General features: G+C 72.7%; 17 protein-coding genes. 9 read left to right on the top strand and 8 right to left on the bottom strand.

The features are described from left to right. The first annotated feature begins 76 nt into the window (after positions 1 to 76). The 6 genes from ABL57_RS05025 to ABL57_RS05000 all read left to right on the top strand — a co-directional run bounded on the left by ABL57_RS05025 (position 77) and on the right by ABL57_RS05000 (position 4,328). Complete coding sequence (locus ABL57_RS05025) at positions 77 to 892, top strand: helix-turn-helix domain-containing protein (RefSeq protein ID WP_047802339.1); 816 nt, start codon at positions 77 to 79, stop codon at positions 890 to 892. Positions 893 to 1,029: 137 nt separating this feature from the next. Next, positions 1,030 to 2,127, top strand: a complete 1,098-nt coding sequence (locus ABL57_RS05020; RefSeq protein WP_047802338.1) for an alkene reductase — start codon at positions 1,030 to 1,032, stop codon at positions 2,125 to 2,127. 277 nt (positions 2,128 to 2,404) lie between these two features. After that, the gene (locus ABL57_RS05015; protein ID WP_203225553.1) at positions 2,405 to 2,656 is read left to right on the top strand and encodes a DUF3253 domain-containing protein; all 252 of its coding nucleotides are present in this window, start codon (positions 2,405 to 2,407) and stop codon (positions 2,654 to 2,656) included. Between the two features lie 34 nt (positions 2,657 to 2,690). Beyond that, positions 2,691 to 3,419, top strand: a complete 729-nt coding sequence (locus tag ABL57_RS05010) for a hypothetical protein (protein ID WP_047802337.1) — start codon at positions 2,691 to 2,693, stop codon at positions 3,417 to 3,419. A 9-nt stretch (positions 3,420 to 3,428) separates the two neighbouring features. Next, positions 3,429 to 3,944, top strand: a complete 516-nt coding sequence (locus ABL57_RS23370) for a methylated-DNA--[protein]-cysteine S-methyltransferase (protein ID WP_047802336.1) — start codon at positions 3,429 to 3,431, stop codon at positions 3,942 to 3,944. A gap of 33 nt (positions 3,945 to 3,977) precedes the next feature. Further along, positions 3,978 to 4,328: a hypothetical protein gene (locus ABL57_RS05000; protein ID WP_047802335.1), complete on the top strand. Its 351-nt coding sequence runs from the start codon at positions 3,978 to 3,980 to the stop codon at positions 4,326 to 4,328. Between the two features lie 41 nt (positions 4,329 to 4,369). On the opposite strand, the gene ABL57_RS04995 is transcribed toward ABL57_RS05000, so the two are convergent. Beyond that, a complete protein-coding gene (locus tag ABL57_RS04995; protein WP_047802334.1) occupies positions 4,370 to 5,437 on the bottom strand; it encodes a spore photoproduct lyase family protein in 1,068 nt (355 codons plus the stop codon). Between the two features lie 186 nt (positions 5,438 to 5,623). On the opposite strand from ABL57_RS04995, the gene ABL57_RS04990 reads away from it, so the two are divergent. Next, the gene (locus tag ABL57_RS04990; RefSeq protein ID WP_047802333.1) at positions 5,624 to 7,123 is read left to right on the top strand and encodes an FAD-dependent oxidoreductase; all 1,500 of its coding nucleotides are present in this window, start codon (positions 5,624 to 5,626) and stop codon (positions 7,121 to 7,123) included. 98 nt (positions 7,124 to 7,221) lie between these two features. Here ABL57_RS04990 and ABL57_RS04985 read toward each other — a convergent pair whose 3' ends face one another. Continuing rightward, positions 7,222 to 7,443 (bottom strand): hypothetical protein, encoded by a 222-nt coding sequence (locus ABL57_RS04985; RefSeq protein WP_047802332.1) that lies wholly within the window; start codon positions 7,441 to 7,443, stop codon positions 7,222 to 7,224. Between the two features lie 456 nt (positions 7,444 to 7,899). On the opposite strand from ABL57_RS04985, the gene ABL57_RS04980 reads away from it, so the two are divergent. Further along, complete coding sequence (locus ABL57_RS04980; RefSeq protein WP_082157236.1) at positions 7,900 to 8,808, top strand: PIG-L deacetylase family protein; 909 nt, start codon at positions 7,900 to 7,902, stop codon at positions 8,806 to 8,808. 469 nt (positions 8,809 to 9,277) lie between these two features. Then, positions 9,278 to 9,697, top strand: coding sequence for a hypothetical protein (locus ABL57_RS04975; RefSeq protein WP_047802331.1), 420 nt, complete (start codon positions 9,278 to 9,280; stop codon positions 9,695 to 9,697). A gap of 58 nt (positions 9,698 to 9,755) precedes the next feature. Here ABL57_RS04975 and ABL57_RS04970 read toward each other — a convergent pair whose 3' ends face one another. The 6 genes from ABL57_RS04970 to ABL57_RS04945 form a co-directional block, all read right to left on the bottom strand. Further along, positions 9,756 to 11,111, bottom strand: coding sequence for a glucose-6-phosphate dehydrogenase (locus tag ABL57_RS04970; RefSeq protein ID WP_047802330.1), 1,356 nt, complete (start codon positions 11,109 to 11,111; stop codon positions 9,756 to 9,758). Positions 11,112 to 11,139: 28 nt separating this feature from the next. Beyond that, positions 11,140 to 12,675, bottom strand: a complete 1,536-nt coding sequence (locus tag ABL57_RS04965; protein ID WP_047802329.1) for an AMP-binding protein — start codon at positions 12,673 to 12,675, stop codon at positions 11,140 to 11,142. A 31-nt stretch (positions 12,676 to 12,706) separates the two neighbouring features. After that, positions 12,707 to 13,159 carry a MaoC family dehydratase gene (locus ABL57_RS04960; RefSeq protein WP_047802328.1) on the bottom strand — a complete coding sequence of 151 codons (453 nt, stop codon included), beginning with the start codon at positions 13,157 to 13,159 and terminating at the stop codon, positions 12,707 to 12,709. 108 nt (positions 13,160 to 13,267) lie between these two features. Next, on the bottom strand, positions 13,268 to 14,026 hold the full coding sequence (gene fabG / locus ABL57_RS04955) for a 3-oxoacyl-ACP reductase FabG (RefSeq protein ID WP_047802327.1): 759 nt from the start codon (positions 14,024 to 14,026) through the stop codon (positions 13,268 to 13,270). A gap of 136 nt (positions 14,027 to 14,162) precedes the next feature. Beyond that, on the bottom strand, positions 14,163 to 14,555 hold the full coding sequence (locus ABL57_RS04950; protein WP_053004750.1) for an SDR family oxidoreductase: 393 nt from the start codon (positions 14,553 to 14,555) through the stop codon (positions 14,163 to 14,165). After that, on the bottom strand, positions 14,552 to 15,766 hold the full coding sequence (locus tag ABL57_RS04945) for an acetyl-CoA C-acetyltransferase (protein ID WP_047802326.1): 1,215 nt from the start codon (positions 15,764 to 15,766) through the stop codon (positions 14,552 to 14,554). Before ABL57_RS04945 ends, ABL57_RS04950 begins: the two co-directional genes overlap by 4 nt. Positions 15,767 to 15,775: the final 9 nt, after the last annotated feature.

Below are 15,775 nucleotides of genomic sequence, written 5' to 3'. Positions count from 1 at the left end.
CGAGCCTAGGACGCGGGTCCGGCGCGGTCTTGAAGATTCCCGACATCCCGGAGGGAGCGGTGGCTACGCTCGGGTCATGAGCGAGCCGCCCACCACGCGGGGCCACCTCACCCCGGGACCGCACGCCACGGTGGCGCGCCTTCCCGCGCCCGACGACGTCGCCCACCTCGTCCGGCAGCTGTGGATCCCGGAGTGGAGCCTGCCGCCGGGGGAGCGCGTCGAGCAGCTGGTGCTGGGGTATCCGGCGAGCAACGTGGTGGTCGAACCCGACGGGGTGGCGCTGCACGGACCCACGACCCGCGCGTCCACCCGGGTGCTGACCGGGCAGGGCTGGGCGGTCGGCGCGCTGCTGCGCCCGGCGGGGGTCCTGCTGTTCACGGAGCGCCCGGCCGGTCTGCTCGACGGATCGGTGCCGCTCGAGGCGCCGGGACTGCACCGTGCCGTGGCGGAGTCGATGGCCGGTGCGGGGCCGGGCCGGGACGCCGCCGCCCGGCGGGAGCGCGCCGCGGCGCTGGTCGTGGAGCACGTCCGTGCCCGGGCGGCGGGACTGCCCTCGGAGGCCGCGCGGGACGGCGTCCTGGCCAACCGGCTGGTGGATCTGGTCGAGTCGGGCACCGGGGCACGGAGCCCGGACGACCTGGCGCGGGAGCTGCACGTGTCCGTGCGCTCGCTGCAACGGCTCGCGGCCCGGTTCGTGGGGATGCCGCCGCAGCTGCTGCTGCGCCGTCGTCGGCTCCAGGAGGCCGCCGAACGGATGCGCGCGGACCCGGACACGGACCTGGGGGTGCTCGCCGCGGAGCTCGGGTTCGCGGACCAGGCCCATCTCACCCGGGAGTTCCGCTCGGTCCTGGGGGCCACGCCGCGCGGCTACGGCCGATCGCGCGCGGGATAGGACGTGTTCGCGGCGTCGCACCCCGCCGGAGTCCGCCCCCGGTGACGGTCGCCGACCGGGAATGTGAGGCAGGAGACACCGGAGGCGAAAATATCTGGGCCCCCGATCCCGTTGACACGGAAAGAAGCAGTTCCCTGATGAAAGGTTTCCCCGTGCCGAAGTCCTCCCTGACCACCCCGCTCGATCTCGGTTCCCTGCGGCTGCCGAACCGTCTCGTCATGGCCCCGTTGACCCGGATGCGCTCCGGCCGCGACGGCGTCCCCGGCGAGCTCAACGTGGAGCACTACACCCAGCGCGCCTCGATGGGCCTCATCGTCACCGAGGGCACCTACCCCGACGTGGTCGGGCAGGGCTTCGCCTTCCAGCCCGGCATCCAGACGCCCGAGCAGGTCGAGGGCTGGCGGCGCGTGGCCGACAGCGTGCACGACGCCGACGGGCGGATCTTCATGCAGGTCATGCACGCCGGCCGGGTCTCCCACCCGGACCTCAACGGCGGCGCCCAGCCGGTCGCGCCCAGCGCGGTCGCCATCGAGGGCGAGATCCGCACCTACCGCGGCAAGTCCGCGCTGCCCGTGCCGCACGCCCTCACCACCGAGGAGCTGCCCGGCGTGGTGGACTCCTTCGTGCGGGCCGCCCGCAACGCGGTCGAGGCCGGGCTGGACGGAGTGGAGCTCCACGGCGCCAACGGCTACCTGCTGCACGAGTTCCTCGCCCCGGGCGCCAACCAGCGCACCGACGAGTACGGGGGCACCCCCGAGAACCGCGCGCGCTTCGTGCTCGAGGTGGTGCGTGCCGTGGTCGACGAGATCGGCGCGGAGCGGGTCGGCCTGCGGATCTCCCCGGAGCACAACATCCAGGACGCCTGGGAGCTCGAGCACGAGGACGTCGTGGCCACCTACACCGCCCTGGCGACCGGCCTGGCCGATCTGGGCCTGGCGTACCTCTCGGTCCTGCACCGTGAGCCGGAGGGCGAGCTGGTGCAGGGGCTGCGCCGCGCCTTCGGCGGGGTGTTCCTCGCCAACAGCGGCTTCGGGACCCCCACCAGTCGTGAGGAGGGTGTCCGGCTGCTCGAGGAGGACGTGGCGGACGGCGTCGTCGTCGGCCGTCCCGCGATCGCCAATCCCGATCTGGTCCGCCGGTGGGCCGAGGGCCTCGCCGAGAACGAGCCGAACCCGCGGACCTTCTACTCCCAGGGCGCCGAGGGCTACACCGACTACCCGTTCGCGGAGGCCTGAGCCGGAGGCGGCGCCCGCCCTGTGACGGGCCGGCGCCGCTGAGCCTCTCCGTTCGGTGAGGCGGATCGCGGCTCGGGCTGTCCGAGCGGCCTGGGACCATGAACCATGACCAGCACCACCGCCGGGCAGCGGAGCCTGGAGAACGCCCTCCGCGAGGAGACGGACCTGGCCGAGATCGGCCGGGAGTTCTGCGGGGGAGTGCGAGAACCGGTCCAGGAGTCCCGTGCCGAGGCCCGCGCCGGTACCATGAGCCGTCCCACCGGGAGAGGAGCCGCTCGTGACCACCCCGTCGCCCGCCGAGATGCGCTCGGTGCTGCTCGATCTGGTGCGCCGGCGCGGCGCGGAGAAGACCGTCTGCCCCTCCGAGGCGGCCCGAGCACTGGCCCCCGTCAGCTGGCGGGACCTGATGGAGGACGTGCGTCAGGAGGCGTACCGGTTGGCCGACGACGGGCTCGTGGACATCACCCAGCAGGGCCGCGTGGTCGACGGCCGGTCGGCTCGCGGACCGATCCGCGTCCGTCTCCGCTGACCGCCCGGACGTCCACCGCGGGTACCGTGTGCCCATGACGACCGTCCCCATCAGTGCCCTGCTCGGTTCCGCACTCCGCGTGCCGTTCGTCCTGCTCAAGCAGTTCCGGCCGCAGCGGCCCATCCACTCCGAAGGCGTCGGACTCGAGGGGGTCCTGACCCGCACCGGCGGCGGATCCAGCGGCATCCGCTGGATCGACGAGGCCGGCGAGGACCCCGTGCGTGTCCGGTTCTCCCGCTCCGCCGGCCTCCCGCACGGGTGGCCCGACATCCTGGGCCTCGCCCTGCGCTGCCCGGTGCCGCCCTCCGGCCAGATCGACGGCCGCAGCGACGGCCGCGCCGACATCCTTCTCGCCACCGCCGGCAGCGGGCGGCTCTCGCGGTTCGTGCCGACTCTCCACCGGTACGTCCCGGAGAGCCCGTTCACGTCCTTCATGCCCTACCGCGGCCTGAACGGCCCGGTCCTGCTGGCCGCGCACCCCGAGCCCCGTGCGGAGCGGCTTCCTGCCCGCCCCGACCGGTTCCGGGCCTCCGTCACGGCCGAGCCGTGGCGACTCGGCCTGTCCTGGGCCACCCCTCTCGGTCCGTGGCGCCGCTTCGCCACCGTGGAGCTCTCTCCGGGCGTGCCGTTCGGGGACGACGAGCGCTTCGACCCCCTGCTCAACGTCCCCGCGGGCGCCGAGAACTACGACTGGACCTGCCGCCTGCGGGAACCGTCCTACAGCCTCGCCCGCAAGCCGCGGGAGGAATTGCGTGCGACATAGAATTGCGCCATGGGACTGAGACTGAGCCCGGCATCTTCCGCCTCGACCACCCGCCGCCATGCGCTGGTGGAGTCACCCATCGGCCCGCTGGCTCTCGTGGAGGAGAACGGTGCGCTTGCAGCGCTGTCCGTCGAGGGGGCGCGGCAGGGGCCCGTCCCCGACTCCTTCGGTGCCCGGGACGACGACGTGCTGCCGCACGTGCGCGAACAGCTGGACGACTACTTCGCCGGCCGGCTGCAGGAGTTCGACGCCGATGTCGTGCTCCACGGCACCCCGTTCCAGGTGCGGGTGTGGAACGCCCTCGCGCAGGTCCCGTACGGGACGACCGGCACCTATGGACAGCTCGCCCGCACGATCGGCGCGCCCAGGGCGGCCCAGGCGGTGGGCGCGGCGAACGGCCGCAATCCCGTCAGCCTGCTCGTCCCCTGCCACCGGATCATCGGCGCCAACGGCCGGCTCACCGGCTACGCCGGAGGCATGGCACGCAAGGAATACCTGTTGCGCCTCGAGGGCGCTCTGCTCTGACCACGCCCGGCCGCCGCCCCACCAGGAGGACCCATGCCCCGCCTCGACGACCTTGTCGGCACCAACCTGGCGAAGGCCCGCACGGCCGGCAGCGGACGCAGCACGGAACTGGTGGTCCACGACGGCGTCCTGCGCCAGACGATCATGGCGCTGTGCGCCGGCCGGGAGCTCGCCGAGCACGTGGCCCCACCGGCCGCGACGCTCCAGCTGCTGCGCGGGCGGATCCGGGTGCTCAAGCGCGGCCAGCTCGCCGAGGAGCTCACCTCCGGGGACCTGCTGTCCCTCACCGACTCGCGGCACTCCGTGGAGGCCCTGGAGGACTCGGTGTTCCTGCTGACCACGGTCTCCCGGCCCTCGGACGGCTACGACCCCCGGGTCGCCTGACGCCGGGTCGCTCCCGGCGCCAGAGGCTCGGCACGCGCAGCTCAGAACGCGTAGCGGACCTCGCAGTACGGCAGCCTGTGGTGCAGCAGGTCGAGGAACTGCTCCAGGTAGCGCTGTTTGTCCCGGAACCGGTAGCGCACGTTCAGCGCCCCGTTCTGTGACCGCTTCGCCTCCTGGAGGTCCGGGCGCCACAGCACCTCCTCGGCCTTGGGGTGCCACTGCGTGTTGACCTCGTGCAGCTGGGTGTTGTGGGTCAGGAAGATGACCTCCGAGGCGAGCTGCTCCTTGGCCGCCGGGCCCAGGCCGGCGTCGAGCTGGTCGAAGAGCTCGGCCCAGTCCTCCAGCCAGGTGTCCGTGACGATCACCGGGGAGAAGTTCACGTGCACCTCGTACCCGGCCGCCACGAAGTCGTCGATCGCCGCGATCCGTTCGCGCACCGGGGTCGTGCGGATGTCCGTGAGCTTGGCCAGACGCTCCGGCATCAGCGAGAACCGCACCCGGGTCCGTCCCTGCGGGTCCCAGTCCAGCAGCTCGCGGTTGACGTACTTCGTGGCGAACGAGGCCTTCGCCGTGGGGTGGCCGCGGAACAGGTCCACGAGGTCGTGCACGTTGTCGCTGAACAGCGCGTCCGCCGAGCAGTCGCTGTTCTCCCCCAGGTCGTAGACCCACGCGGCCGGATCGCACTGGTTGGGCTCCGGCTTCACGCCCTGCCGGCGGATGTGCCGGTCCAGGTATCCGCTGATCTGCTCGATGTTGGCGAAGACCGTCACCGGGTTGCTGTACCCCTTGCGGCGGGGCACGTAGCAGTAGGCGCAGGCCATGGCGCACCCGTTGGCCGTGGACGGCGCGATGAAGTCCGCCGACCGGCCGTTGGGCCGCGCCGCCAGCGACTTCTTCACGCCCAGGACCAGTGCCTCGCGCTTGATCCGCACCCACCGCCGCACGTTGGTCTCGTCCCCGTGCAGCTCCGGGATCTGCCAGTGGCTGGGCACCTCCACCAGGGTGGCGTCCGGCCACCGTTCGAGCACCTCCCGGCCGCGGGGCAGCTCGGCCGCCGCCGGTTCGTAGTAGATGCGGGTGATGTCGACCAGTGACGGATCCGGGGGCATGCGGACGAGTCTAGGGACCCCCTCCGACAGTGGACTTACCACTCCGAGGCGGACAGGATGGCACCATGGCCGCCCGCGAGAACGGCCGTGCCGTCCGCACGGCCTCCTCACGGGCGCCGCGCCGACCCGGGGCCGGCCGCCCCGCGGCCCGTCCGCCGACCCGCACCGACCAGAGGGAGCAACCCCATGAAATCCGTATGGCTCGACACGTACGAGGTCCCGTCCGCGGCGTCGGACCAGTTCGTCCCCGGCGCGCACTACGACACCGTCGTCGCCGGTGCCGGGCTGACCGGGCTGACCACCGCGGTCCTGCTGGCCCGCGCGGGTCAGCGCGTCGCCGTCCTCGAGGCGCGCTCCGTGGGCGCCGTGACCACGGGCAACACCACGGCGAAGCTGTCCCTGCTGCAGGGCACCACGCTCTCCCAGATCCGCCGGCACCAGTCCGACAAGGTGCTCCGCGCCTACGTGGAGGGCAACCGGGAGGGCCAGTCCTGGCTGGTCCGCTATCTGGAGGAGCGCGGCGTCCCCTTCCAGCGCCGTGCCGCCTACACCTACGCCACGACGTCGCAGGGCGCCGAGCAGCTCCGCAAGGAGCTCGAAGCCGCCCGTGCGGCGGACCTGCACGTGAACTGGACCAGCGACACCGGTCTGCCCTACGAGGTCTCCGGGGCGATCACGCTGCCGGACCAGATCCAGTTCCACCCCATGGAGGTGCTCGGCGCCCTCGTCGCCGAGCTGCGGGAACGCGGCGGCACGCTCGTGGAGGGCGTCCGGATCACGGGCGCGGGACTCCGCTCGCCCCTGACCGTGCGCACCTCGGAGGGCTCGGTCCGGGCCGACCGGCTCGTGCTCGCCACCGGCATCCCGGTCCTGGACCGCGGCGCGTACTTCGCGAAGGTGTCCCCGAACCGGTCCTACGCCCTGACCTACCGGGTCCCCGGCGCGCCGGGCTCCATCCCGGAGGGGATGTACATCACCGCGGACAGCCCCACCCGCACGCTGCGCACCGTGCCGATCGACGGCCAGGAGCTGCTGCTCGTGGGCGGCAACGACCACGTGGTGGGACGTTCCGCCTCTCCGCAGGCGGCGGTCGACGACCTCGAGGAGTGGACCCAGCGGCACTTCCCGGGCGCCGAGCGCACCCACGCGTGGGCCGCCCAGGACTACGAGTCGATCAACGTCATCCCGTTCATCGGCGCCCTGCCGCGCGGCGGCGGCAACATCTACCTGGCCACGGGCTACAACAAGTGGGGGATGAGCAACGCCGTCGCCGCCGCGATCGCGCTCAGCAGCGAGATCCTCGGCGGGAACGTCCCGTGGGCACGGACCCTCGGCCGGCGGGTGACCTCGCCGTCGGACGTGCTCACCGCCCTGAAGTTCAACGCGAGCGTGGGCTTCAACGCCCCGAAGGACTGGCTCAAGGCCGAGCTGAAGGAACTGCCCGCGGAGACGCCGGCGGAGGGGGCCGGCATCGTCGGCCGTGAGGGCGGGCGGCCCGTGGCCGTGTCCACGGTCGACGGGACCACCTGCCGGATCTCCGGGGTGTGCACCCACCTCGGCGGTGTGCTGCGCTGGAACGACGCCGAACGGTCCTGGGACTGCCCGCTGCACGGCTCCCGCTTCGCCGCCGACGGCGCCCTGCTGGAGGGCCCCGCGGTCAAGGACCTCCCGCGGGTCGACGGCTGACGCCATCCCGCGGACACGACGACGGCCCCCACCTCGCTCGGTGGGGGCCGTCGGTGCTCCTGCGGGCGGCGGGAACGGTGCCGCGCCGGACGGGGCGCCTACTTCTTGGAGGAACTCTCCTCGAGCTTCAGGGCGATGCCGATCGCGAAGAAGGTCGGCGTCCACTCGCCCACGAAGAGGCCCCAGCGGTCGGCCTGCGGCTTGGACTTGCTCTTGCCGAGGCTGGCCGCCCAGGACAGGACGGACAGGCCGATGGACGCGAAGCCTGCCGCGTAGGCGTGCTCGCTGCGGACACCAAGGTTCTGGATCGTGCTGATCATGGAATTACCTCTTTCCTGTGGTGGTCACCACCGAGGGTGAGCTCGTCGAGCCGTGTCCGCCCAGTCTCACACGAAACCGGTAAATAGGAAAGCAGGCTGACGATAAAAGTGGGGCGGCCGTTCCCGAGCGCGGCCGCCCCACCGTGGCCCGGCGGATTGTCGGGAGGGCCTCCGGGCGCCGGCGCGACGGTGCCCGGAAGGGGGCGACCGCGAGCCGGACCGCACCTCACGCGAGGGCCGACCGACTTCTCGTGCAGCAGTTGTGGACAGTTTTGTGGTGCCTGCAAAGCCCATCGGCACATGCGAAAACAACATATTTTCATGCAAAATGATCCGAACTCGACGCGTCGGTCACCATCGTCGTCGGGTGGACGCCGGACCGGTCGGGGGCCGGTGGCGTCGAGGACCCGGTCGCGAGGCAGTGCCCGGGTCGCGCCATTGATCCTTGGGGGGAACATGTTGCCATACGTCGTGGGCGCTCTGCTGAGCGTCATCGTCCTCGCCTACGTGCTGCCTGGCGCGAACTACAGGCGCCATCAGCGGGTGATCGTCGGCGCCAAGGGACTGCGTCGATGGATCGTGATCGCCTATTCGGTGCTCTTCGCGCTGAACCTGTGGTGTGCCGTGGTCACGCCCGTGACGCTGGTCGGCGACGCGATCACAGTCTCGACCCTGGTCGTGACCGGCGTCCTCGGTTTCGTCGTCGTCGAGCGGCGGATCCCGGCGGCCACCGTGGTGCAGCGCCGTCGGGTGCTGGCCGTAGGGGCACACCCGAACGACCTCGATCTGGCCTGCGGGGCGACCCTGGCCAAGTTGGTCGATGCCGGTCACGAGGTCCGCGGGCTGGTGATGAGCTCCGGGGCGGTCGGCGGCAATGCCTGGCGGCGCCCGGTGGAGGCCCAGCACAGCGCCTCGTTCCTGGGTCTGTCGGTCCTGCAGGTGCACGACTTCCCGGGCACGCTGCTCGAGACGGTGACCAACGAGCTGGTGCAGGCGATCGAGGAGGTCATCGAGGATTACCAGCCAGACGTGATCCTCACGCACTCGGCGCACGACCAGCACCCGGACCACTACGCGGTGCACCGGGCCACCCTGCGCGCCGCACGGGCCCATTCCTCGATCCTCTGCTTCGAGTCCCCCTCGGCGACCCGGGAGTTCGACCCGTCGGTCTTCGTGGACATCGACGGCTACGTGGACGTCAAGGTCGAGGCCGTGCTCTCCCACCGCGACCCAGCCGGCAAGCCGTACATGACCCCGGGGCGGGTGCGGGGACTGGCAGCCTTCCGCGGTGCCCAGGCGAAGAACAGCAACGCCGAGGCCTTCGAGCCGGTCCGCCTGCTCGGCTCCGCCATCGGTGACCTGTGATCGGGCACCTCCGGGCGGATCCGCGAGACCGGAACCCACTGAGGCGCGGACCGTTTCCGGCAGCGGGGCACGAGCCACGAACCGGCCAGAAGCCTGTCGAGGGGTCACTGGGCCCGCAGTCGGTTTGCGCCGGCACCCTCCTCCGCGGGAGGAACGACATGTGCACTACAGGTCTCCTGTGGCTCCCAGCAGCGGCGCCCCGGGCCCAGCGACGGGTTCCCAGAGCGACGTGCAGCAGGAATACCGGCAGCCGCTGACGGCGTCCGCCGCCCGCACGACGACAGCATGCCCGGGAGCTCCACCTGATGAACTGGGGCCCGCTGGTCGGGGTTCTCACCCTGACCGTGCCCTCGCTGGACCCGGAAGGGATGCGCTGCAGACCTCCACGGTGGCCCGGGCAGTGTTGTAAGTGAAGGCCGACACCGGGAACTGGCGGCGGGGTCGGTCGACGGCCGACTAGCTGCAGGAGGTGCTGTGGCAGCCCATGGTTGCTGAATACGACGCCTCCTGGAGTCTGGACAGCACCGCCAGCGGCTTCGAGAAGATGGAGGGCAGGTGCGACGCCCGGGCGATCGGCTGCGCCCGGTCCGGGTACCTCTTCGCCCACGAGGACGCGGTCGGTGGACAGCAGATGTGTCCCGAGGGATGGGGCCAGCAGACCACCGCCGCCGAGAGCAGCACGGACTCCGCCGACAGCTGCCAGTACTGGTGGTGGGTCGACACCTTGCCGGAGGGACACTTCTACGCGCGGCAACCTCGGGCAGTTCGTCCACGTCGACCCCGCCACCGACGTCGTTGTGCGGCTGGGCGGGAGTGCGGCACCGAGCACTGGCCCGAGATCCTGCGCGACGTCGCCGACCAGGCCGAGGAGCTGCCGCGCTCCCGCTGACCTCCTGATGTGTGGCGCAGGGTTCTGCCGTGCGAGGTCGAGCCCGTCCGGCCGGCGCTCAGACCGGCCCGGAGCTGCCCGCGGGGTAGTCGAGCAGCGGCACGCGGCCGTCCTCGAAGGCGGCCAGCACCTCGTCGACGATCCGCCACCCCTGCTCGGCCGCGTCACCCCGGACACTGAAGGTGTGGTCGCCCTCGAGGATGCCGCGCAGCACGCTGCCGTAGGCGGTCAGTCCCGGCCGGGCCGTCCCGGAGGAGAGCGTCACCCGCGTCATCCCGCGGGAGTCGAAGGGCCCGCCCACGTTCAGCTCCAGGGACAGCTGCTCCTCCTCGAGACCCATGCGCAGCACGTTCGGGGCGACGTCCCCGGAGTGCGGCAGCTGCTCGTAGTCGTGCGGCGGGCGGCGGAACGTGATGGCGATCTCCTGGCGCGGGTTGCCCACGGCCTTGCCCGAGCGCAGGGTGACCGGCACGCCGTTCCAGCGCCAGGTGTCGACCTCGAGGACGACCTGGGCGAACGTCTCCGTGCCGCGGCTGGGGTCCACCCCCTCCTCGGCCGTGTAGTCGGGCAGCTCCCGGCCGTCCACGGTGCCGGCGGTGTACCGGCCGCGGACCGCGGCCCTGGCGGGGTCGCCCCGCCAGGGCTTCGCAGCCCGCAGCACGTGGCTGGTCAGCGTGGGGATCTCGACCTGGTCGAAGGAGGACGGCGGCTCCATCATGACCAGGGCCATCACCTGCAGCAGATGGGACTGGACCATGTCCCGCAGCGCCCCCGTGGAGTCGTAGAACCCCGCGCGCCCCTCCAGGCCCAGGGTCTCGTCGAACACGATCTCCACGGACTCCACGTGCTCCCGGCTCATCAGCGGCTCCAGCAGCCGGTTGGCGAAGCGCAGCCCCACGAAGTTGAGCACCGCCGGCATGCCGAGGAAGTGGTCCACCCGGAAGGTGCGCTCCTCGGGCACAAGCCGGCCCACGAGACGGTTCAGCTCCCGGGCGGTCTCCGTGTCCGAGCCGATCGGCTTCTCCAGGGCCAGCACCAGGTCGTCCGGCAGGTCCATCCCGGCCATGGCCTCGCAGGCCCGGGCGGTGACGGCCGGCGGCAGGGCGAAGTACAGGCAGACCGGGCCCTCCGCGCCGTCGAGCAGAGCGGCGAGGTCCCCGGCGTCGGTGACGTCGCCCGCCACGTAGCGGGCCGTCTCCCGGGTGTGCGCGGCGGCGGGCCCGGAGGCGCCGACGGCGTCGAAGGCCTCCGCCACCACCTGCGCCCACCCGTCCTCGGATTGGCGGGAGGAGCCGACGACGTCGATCCGCAGCTCCGGCTGCGAACTGAGCAGCGTGCCCAGCCCCGGCAGGAGCAGACGGGAGGTGAGGTCGCCGGTGGCGCCGAGAATGATCAGGGTCCTGATGGGCGTCATACCAGCACGCTACCCCGGCGCCGCGCGGTCACGCCTCCGCGGCCACGTCCGCGGCGAGGTCCCGCTTGCGGATCTTGCCCGTGGCCGTCTTCGGCAGCTCGGCGAGGACGACGACCTCCCGGGGGTACTTGTAGGCGGCCAGCGAGCGCCGGGCGTGCGCCACGATCTCCTCCGCGCTGACGGCCGTGCCGGGGCGGGGGCTGACGACCGCGACGATCTCCTGTCCGTGCCGGGGGTGCGGCCTGCCGACCACGGCCACCTCGGACACCGCGGGATGCGCGGCGATCACCTCCTCGACCTCCCGGGGGTAGACGTTGTACCCGCCGCGGATGATGAGCTCCTTCTTGCGGTCCACCACGAAGACGAAGCCGTCCTCGTCCATCCAGCCCAGGTCCCCGGTGTGCAGCCACCCGTCCCGCAGCGCCGCCGCCGTGGCCTCGGGGTCCCCGTAGTAGCCCTTCATGATCGTGGGCCCCCTGTAGAGCAGCTCGCCGACGTGCTCGGGGCCGGGAGGCAGGACGGCGCCCTCGTCGTCGACCACGCGGCACTGCGTGCCCCACAGGGGCCTGCCGATGGAGAGCGCCTTGCGCTCCTCCCGCGAGACGTTGACGGAGACGGAGCTCGTGGACTCGGACAGCCCGTAGCCCTCCAGGACCGTGGCGTTCGGGAACTCGGCCTCGAAGCGGCGCAGGACCTCACCCGGCAGGGCGGCGCCCCCGGAGGTCACCCGCTCCACGCTGGAGAGGTCCCGGCCCGCGGTGCCCGCCTCCAGCATGGCGACCAGCATGGTGGGGACGGCGGAGAACCGCACCACCCGGTGCCGCTCGATCAGGTCCATCGCCGCGACGGGATCAAACCGCGGCAGCAGGACCAGCGTCACCCCGTGGCGCACCCCGATGTTGAGCACGCTGGTGAGCCCGTACACGTGGAAGAACGGCAGGACCGCCAGCACCGTGCCGTCCGGGTCCACGGGCACGCGCTCCGCGGAGGCCGTGGAGTTCATGTAGATCCCGAAGTGGGTCAGCTCCGCGCCCTTGGGCGCGCCGGTCGTCCCGCTCGTGAAGACGATCACCGCCGTGTCGTCGGCCGCGGTCGCCGCCGTGTCCACGGGCGGGCGGCGCTCGAGCAGCTCGGCGAAGTCGCGGGTGCCCTCCGGGCGGGGACCCGCACCGGTGCCCACGACGTACACGGCGACGTCCCCGGCCCCGCGGGCACCGGCGAGGGCCTCGGCGGCCACCGCGTCCGTGGTCACCAGCAGCTCGCAGTCCGCGGTGCGCAGCTGGTGGGCGACCTCGCGGGCCGTGAGCAGCGGGTTCATGGGGACCATGACGCAGCCCGCCCGGGTGATCCCGAAGTACGCGAAGAGGAACTGCGGGACGTTGGGCAGCTGGACCCCGACCGCCGTGCCCGGTGCGAGCCCGAGGGCGCGCAGGTTCGCGGCCACGAGGTCGGCGGCCGCGTCCACCTCGCGGAAGCTCCAGCTGCGCCGCCCGAGCACCACGCACGCCTTCTCGGGCGTGGCCGTCGCGGTCTCGCGCAGCATCACGGACACGTTGAAGCTCATCGGCTGCTCCTGACGTCGGTCGAGGGATCGGTCACGGGCGCAGCAGCGAGACGATCTCCGCCACGCAGGCGGGCCGGTCGGAGTCCTCGACCTCGACCGTGACCCGCACGGTGGCCCGCGCTCCCTGGGGGCCGCGCTCGAGGCCGATCAGCTCCGCGCCCGCGCGGACCCGGCAGCCCACGGGCACCGGGCGGGGGAATCGGACCGTGTCGGAGCCGTAGTTGACCACCATGGACAGGCCCTCCACCCGGTAGATCTCGCGCAGGAACGCCGGCACCAGCGAGAGGGTGAGGTATCCGTGCGCGATCGGTCCGCCGAAGGGCCCGGACCGGGCCCGCTCCGGGTCGGTGTGGATCCACTGGTGGTCGTCGGTGGCGTCGGCGAAGAGGTCCACCTGCTCCTGCGTGACGGTCCGCCACGGGCTGTGGCCCAGGTGCGTGCCGAGCGCCGCGGCGTACTCGTCGATCCCGGTGTAGGTCTGCATCTGCTCTCTCCTGCTGTCTGGACAGTGTGTCGTCTGGACGGTCTGCCGGTGGCACGGCCTGGGACCGGTGCCGCGGTGGTCGGTGCCGCTGCGGCCGGGGGCCGGTCGTCAGGCGCGGGGCCCGCCGGCGACGTAGAGCACCTGCCCGGAGACGAAGGACGCGTCCTCGCGGGCGAAGAAGGACGCCGCCGCGGCGATGTCCTCGGGGGTGCCCGTCCGGGCCACCGGGATCTGCTGGGCGGCCTTCTCGACGAACTGCTCGTAGGGCACGCCCATCCGCTCCGCGGTGGTCCGCGTCATCGCGGTCTCGATCAGCCCCGGGGCGATCGCGTTGACGGTGACGCCGAACTTCCCGAGCTCGATCGCGAGGGTCTTCGTGAAGCCCTGGATGCCGGCCTTGGCGGCCGCGTAGTTGGCCTGCCCGCGGTTGCCCAGGGCCGAGGTCGAGGAGATGTTGACGATCCGCCCCCAGCCCTGCTCCGTCATGTGCGCCTGCACGGCGCGGGACATGAGGAAGTGCCCGCGCAGGTGCACGTTCATCACCGTGTCCCAGTCGTCGGCGCTCATCCGGAACAGCAGGTTGTCCCGCAGCACGCCGGCGTTGTTGACGAGCACGGTGGGCGGGCCGAGCTCGGCGGCCACGGCCTCGACGAGCCCGGCGACGGACGCCTCGTCGGCGACGTCCGCGGCGTAGGCCCGGGCCGTGCCCCCGGCCGAGGTGATGGCCTCGACGACGTCGGAGCACGCCTCGGCGGAGAGGTCGACGGCGGCGACGGCCATCCCGTCGGCGGCGAGCCGCTGTGCGAGCGCGGCGCCGATGCCGCGGGCCGCGCCGGTGACGACGGCGGTGCGCTGGTGCGTGGTCATGGGTCCTCCTGGAGTCGGCCGGACGTGCCGGTCGGGTGGGTCCGTCGGTTGAGTCCGGCGGGTGGGTCCGGCATGGTGGTCCGGCGGGGTGGTCCGGCCGGACGACCGCGGTGGTCGATCGGCGCGGTGCGGGCGCTCAGAGCGGGCCGTTGAGGCCCGATCCGCCGTCGAGCACGAGGGTGCGCCCGGTGATCCAGGACGCGTCCTCGGAGAGCAGGAAGGCGGTGGCGGCGGCGACGTCTTCGGGGGTGCCGATCCGGCCGAGGGGATAGCCCGCGGCGACCTGCTCCTCGCCCCCGGCCAGCAGCGCCGCCGCGAACCGGGTGCGCACGATCGCCGGCGCCACCGCGTTGACCCGCACCTGCGGGGCCAGCTCGAGGGCCAGCTCCTCGGGCTTCCGGGCGGTCAGGCAGACCCGGGCGCCCTCGGCCACGAGACGCTCCGCGATGCCGAGGCCGATGCCCCGGCTCGCGCCGGTGACCACGGCGACCCGCTCCTCGAAGCGCCGGCAGCCGGCCGTCCCGCTCACGAGAGTCGCTCCACGATCATCGCCATGCCCTGGCCGCCGCCCACGCACATCGTCTCCAGGCCGATCTGCCGGTCGTGCTGGCGCAGGCCGTTCAGCAGCGTGGTGGTGATCCGGGCGCCGGTCATGCCCCACGGGTGGCCCAGCGCGATGGCCCCGCCGTTGACGTTGAGCTTGTCCTCGGGAATGCCGAGGTCCTCGGCGGAGGGCAGCACCTGGGCCGCGAAGGCCTCGTTGAGCTCCACGAGGTCCACGTCGTCGATGCTCATCCCCGCCCGGGCCAGCGCCTGCCGGGACGCCTCGACCGGGCCCAGGCCCATGATCTCGGGCGAGAGGGCGGACAGCCCCGTCGAGACGATCCGGGCGAGCGGGGTGAGCCCCAGCTCCTTGGCCCGGGTGTCGCTCATGATCACCAGCGCCGCCGCGCCGTCGTTCATGGGGCACGCGTTGCCGGCGGTGACCGTCCCGTCGGGCCGGAACACCGGGTTCAGCTGGGCGACCGCCTCGAGCGTGGTGCCGGCGCGGGGGCTGTCGTCGCGCGTCACGAGCGTGCCGTCCGGGAGGGTGAGGGGGGCGATCTCCCGGTCCCAGAAGCCGCTGTCCCGGGCCTGCTCCGCGCGGTGCTGCGAGCGCACCGCGTAGGCGTCCTGCGCCTCCCGGGACACGCCGCGCAGCTGGGCGACGTTCTCCGCGGTCTGGCCCATGGCGATGTAGATGTCCGGCACCTCGCCGTCGTCCCGGGGGTCCTGCCACGTCCCGGCGCCGCCCGCGGCGCGCCGGTCCGAGCGCTCCCACGCCTGCCGGAACCACGGGTTGCGGGTGTCCTCGTCGGAGCGGCCCCGGCCGAGGCGGCTCGTGGCCTCCACCCCGGCCGAGAGGAACACGCTGCCCTCACCGGCCCGGATCGCGTGCATGGCCATGCGGGTGGTCTGCAGGCTGGACGAGCAGAAACGGGTGATCGTGGTCCCCGGGACCTCGTCGAGCCCGGCGCGGACGGCCACGAGACGGCCGAGGTTCTGTCCGGACTCGCCCTCGGGGACGCCGCAGCCCAGGATCAGGTCGTCGATCTCCGAGGGGTCGAACTCGGGCACCTCGGCGAGGGCGGCGCGGACCATCTGGGCCGCCATGTCGTCGGCGCGCATCTCGCGCAGGGAGCCCTTGCGGGCGCGCCCGATGGGGGAGCGGACGGCGGAGACGATGACTGCTTCGGGCACGGGGTTCCT

This window comes from Kocuria sp. SM24M-10, from assembly GCF_001027955.1.
GTDB classification, from domain to species: Bacteria; Actinomycetota; Actinomycetes; order Actinomycetales; family Micrococcaceae; genus Kocuria; species Kocuria oceani.
The sequence above is the reverse complement of the archived record's forward strand: the minus strand, read 5'-3'. Positions and strand labels throughout refer to the sequence as shown.